Here is a 1,524-nt window from a genome sequence, read left to right on the forward strand (position 1 = left end):
GCGTAGGAGGAGACGTAGATGTGGTCGCTCTCCTCGCCCTGGATCAGCGAGTTGGTGTGCGACCCGCAGTCGGTGGCCACCGCCGCCACGTACCGCGGCTCCTCGATGTCGGAGATGTCGAAGATCCGCATCCCTTCGAAGGCGTCCGGATCGGCCGGCGAGCTCTCAGCCGCGCCGCAGTCCTCGCCCTCGCGCGGGTAGTCCACCGAGAAGTAGAGCAGATCCCCGCTGACCGACACGTCGCCCTGGCCTCCGGGGCACAGGACGGTCGTCACGTGCTCCGGCTCCTCCGGCTCGGAGATGTCGTAGACCGCGAAGCCGTTGTAGTTGCCGTCGATGGCGTAGTCGCCGGTGAAGGCCAGGTCCGAGTTGTAGGCGGAGGTGCCGTCGAGCCCTTCGGGCTTGGGCAGGTTGGCCAGGTGCTCGATGTTCCGGCTCTTGTCGATGTCGCCGTCGTCGGTGCCGCCCGCGGCCGGGGCCGCGGCGAGCCCGGTGGCGAGCGCGGCCGCGCCCGTGAGGGCGATGCCGAGGCGCGCCAGGCGCGCGAGCGGGGACCGCCGGTGCGGCGGCCGGGGGGATGTCGGCATCCGGACTCCTTCGTGAATGAGGGCCGAAAACACGTGAAAACTACATAGACCGGTCCCCAGCTGTACAGAGGGGTAACCCGCACCGCTTCCGATTCGACACACTGCGCACCGCGCCCGCCTCCGGGGCACACGGTGACGGCGCGGACACGATCCCCGAATCGGCGCACGCCGGAACGGGTGCGGGCGGGGTCGCCGGGGGCCCACCCGCGCTCCGCGCGCCCCGTACCTGCGGCCGACGTTCCGGACCGCCGGGAAGCGGATTCCGGTCTGAACAGAACAGGGCGTCCGGCACTCGGCGCCCCCGGTGCCCGGGCGGGCCCGGCCCCGTACCGGGGTCCGGGCCCGCCCGGCGCGTCAGAAGTGCGGGGCCTTCGTTCCGCCCCTCAGTAGCGGACCTGGTTCTGCGGGTTCAGCTCGTCGAAGCGGACCTTCTCCGCCTTTTCGAGCCGCTCGTCGTCCAGGCGGATGACGTCGAACCCGCGGGTGCGCTCGGCCGAGTAGACGTAGCCGTTGTAGTAGTAGGCCGACCAGCTACCGCCGCGCACCAGCTCGGTGTCGGACACCGGCCCGCGGTCGAAGTAGGCGATCTCCTTCGGGTCCTCCAGGTCGTTGAAGTCGATGACCGACACCCCGCCCTGGTACCAGGACTGCACGAAGTAGTTCTTGCCCTTGACCGGGACCAGCGAGCCGTTGTGCGCCACACAGTTCTCCGTGTCGGACTGGTGGCGCGGGATCTTGTAATAGCTCTGGAAGGCCAGCTCCGCTCGGGCGGGCCTGCCCCACGTGCCCTTCTTCGCCTTCAGCTCGTAGATCGCGTTCGCACCGCGCTCGGGACCGACCTCGGCGTTGCAGGTCGCCGCGCCGCCGCCTCCCAGCTCATCGGTGAAGACCACCCCGTCGCCCTTGTTGGTGAACGTCGCCGAGTGCCAGAACGCGA

At 70.0% G+C, this 1,524-nt stretch carries 2 pseudogenes; both read right to left on the minus strand.

Annotated features, from left to right (window positions below):
• Positions 1 to 587: pseudogene (locus tag C892_RS0128210) on the minus strand (hypothetical protein); the annotation flags it as partial.
• A gap of 383 nt (positions 588 to 970) precedes the next feature.
• Positions 971 to 1,524: pseudogene (locus tag C892_RS0128215) on the minus strand (hypothetical protein); the annotation flags it as partial.

Origin of the sequence: Nocardiopsis baichengensis YIM 90130 (assembly GCF_000341205.1) — a bacterium.
GTDB classification, from domain to species: domain Bacteria; phylum Actinomycetota; class Actinomycetes; order Streptosporangiales; family Streptosporangiaceae; genus Nocardiopsis_A; species Nocardiopsis_A halophila.